This window comes from Phenylobacterium sp., assembly GCF_031425575.1.
Classification (GTDB): domain Bacteria; phylum Pseudomonadota; class Alphaproteobacteria; order Caulobacterales; family Caulobacteraceae; genus Phenylobacterium.
Genome location: NZ_JANPJP010000304.1, coordinates 1 through 2,108 on the forward strand (window position 1 = coordinate 1; position 2,108 = coordinate 2,108).

Genomic DNA, 2,108 nt, shown 5'->3' on the forward strand with positions numbered 1-2,108 from the left:
GGGCTGGATGCCGGTGGCCCGCGAGAGCGACCTGGCCGAGCCTGGCGCCTATCGCAGCGTCGATGTCGGCGGCGCGCCCCTGGTGGTGACCCGCGACGCCGGCGGCGAGATCCACGTCCTGTCGCGGGTCTGCCGGCACCGGGGCATGCCGGTGGTGGAGGGCGCGGGCGTCGCCAAGGCCCTGACCTGCCCCTACCACCTCTGGCGCTACGGCCTGGACGGCAGGCTGGCCGCCGCGCCGGGCATGGAGCGTTCGGAGGCCTTCGACCGCGACGACTGCGACCTGCCCGCGATCGCCACCACCCGCTGGGGGGGCTGGGTGTTCGCCAATGTGGACGGCAAGGCGCCGCCCCTGGCGCCCCAGGTCGCGCCCCTGGCCGAGCGGCTGGCGCCCTTCGCCCCGCAGGACATGGTGACGGTGGACACCATCAGCCTGGAGTCCCCCTGGAACTGGAAGCTGATGGTGGAGAACTTCCTGGAGTCCTACCACCACATCGGCCCCCACGCGGGCAGCCTGCAGAAGACCAATCCCGGCCTCGCCACCTACGAGGGCCAGGGCGGCGACCTGTTCACGATCCTGGAAAACCCACCCGCCGGCGAGGGCGACCACGGCTTCGTGGTGGCCGCCATCTTCCCCACCACCCTGCTGTTCTTCTCGGAGGGAACGCCGCTCGGAACCTGGTATGAACTGGACGCCATCGAGCACGGCCGGTTCCGCCTCAACATCCACCTGCTGGCCAGACCTGACCTCGCCGCCATCCCGGAGTTTGTGGCCGGCTTTCGCGCAAGGGTCCTCGCCATCCACGACGAGGACATCCCGGCCTGCGAAGGCGCCCAGAAAGGCGTGATGAGCCCCCTCTACACGCCAGGCCCGCTCAGCCACCTGGAGGCCAGCGTCTGGCGCCTGCACCGGTTCTTGAAGGCGAGGTTGGCCGGGATAGACCGTTGATTTAACACCGCTCATCCCGGCGAAGGCCGGGACTCAGATTCATTCGAGGCGCTCGACAAGAGTTCCTGTTCGTGTGGTTCGTGTGGTTCGTGGTCCCAACTCTTCCGGCCGCGACGCCGTGAGGGAGATCAAGATAGTCCACGAGCCACACGAACCACACGAACGGTGGATCACGCCCAACCGCCCGAAAAGACTCTGGGTCCCGGCCTTCGCCGGGATGAGCGGGGGAGATGCGAAGGTCAGTGGGTCATCCACCACGCCCCGCTACGCCCCCGGGTGCAGCCCTGGCGCTTCCTGGCCCGTGCGGGACACGTATTCCGTATAGCCGCCGTCGTAGCGATGAACCCCCTGCGGCGTCAGCTCCAGCACCCGGTTTGACAGCGCCGCCAGGAAATGGCGGTCGTGGCTGACGAAGAGCATCGTGCCCTCGAAGTCCGCCAGGGCCGCCACCAGCATCTCCTTGGTCGCCATGTCCAGGTGGTTGGTCGGCTCGTCGATGACCAGCAGGTTCGGTGGATCGAACAGCATCTTGGCCATGACCAGGCGCGCCTTTTCGCCGCCGGACAGGACGCGGCAAGGCTTTTCGACATCGTCGCCGGAGAAGCCGAAGCACCCCGCCAGAGTGCGCAACGCCCCTTGGCCCGCCTGTGGGAACGCGCCGTCCAGGGACTCAAAGACGGTTTCCTCGCCGTCCAGCAGGTCCATGGAGTGCTGGGCGAAATAGCCCATCCTGACGCTGGCGCCTGTGCTGACCGTGCCCTTGTCAGGCGCAGTGGCGCCGGCCACGAGTTTCAGGAGCGTCGATTTGCCCGCGCCGTTCGCGCCCAGGACGCACCAGCGTTCCTTGCGGCGCACGAGGAGATCGAGGCCCTCATAGATCGGCTGGTCGCCGTAGCCCTTGTAGACATCCCGCAGGCTGATCACGTCGTCACCCGACCGCGGCGGGCTCCTGAACTCGAACTGCACCGACTGGCGACGGCGCGGCGCCTCGACGCGTTCGATCTTGTCGAGCTTCTTGACCCGGCTCTGGACCTGGGCGGCGTGGCTGGCGCGCGCCTTGAACTTCTCGATGAACTTGATTTCCTTGGCCAGCATGGCCTGCTGGCGCTCGTATCGCGCCTGGCGTTGCTGTTCGCCCATCGCGCGCTGCTGGTCGTAG

General features: G+C 67.8%; 2 protein-coding genes. One reads left to right on the forward strand and one right to left on the reverse strand.

All coding sequences use genetic code 11. The annotated features are described in order from the left end of the window. Window positions 1–949: aromatic ring-hydroxylating dioxygenase subunit alpha (locus RMO97_RS17130; RefSeq protein WP_310542235.1), on the forward strand; the 949-nt coding region annotated here is incomplete at its 5' end. A 264-nt stretch (window positions 950–1,213) separates the two neighbouring features. Here the strand turns inward: RMO97_RS17130 and RMO97_RS17135 are convergent. Continuing rightward, on the reverse strand, window positions 1,214–2,108 hold an 895-nt coding region (locus tag RMO97_RS17135; RefSeq protein WP_310542236.1), incomplete at its 5' end, for an ABC-F family ATP-binding cassette domain-containing protein.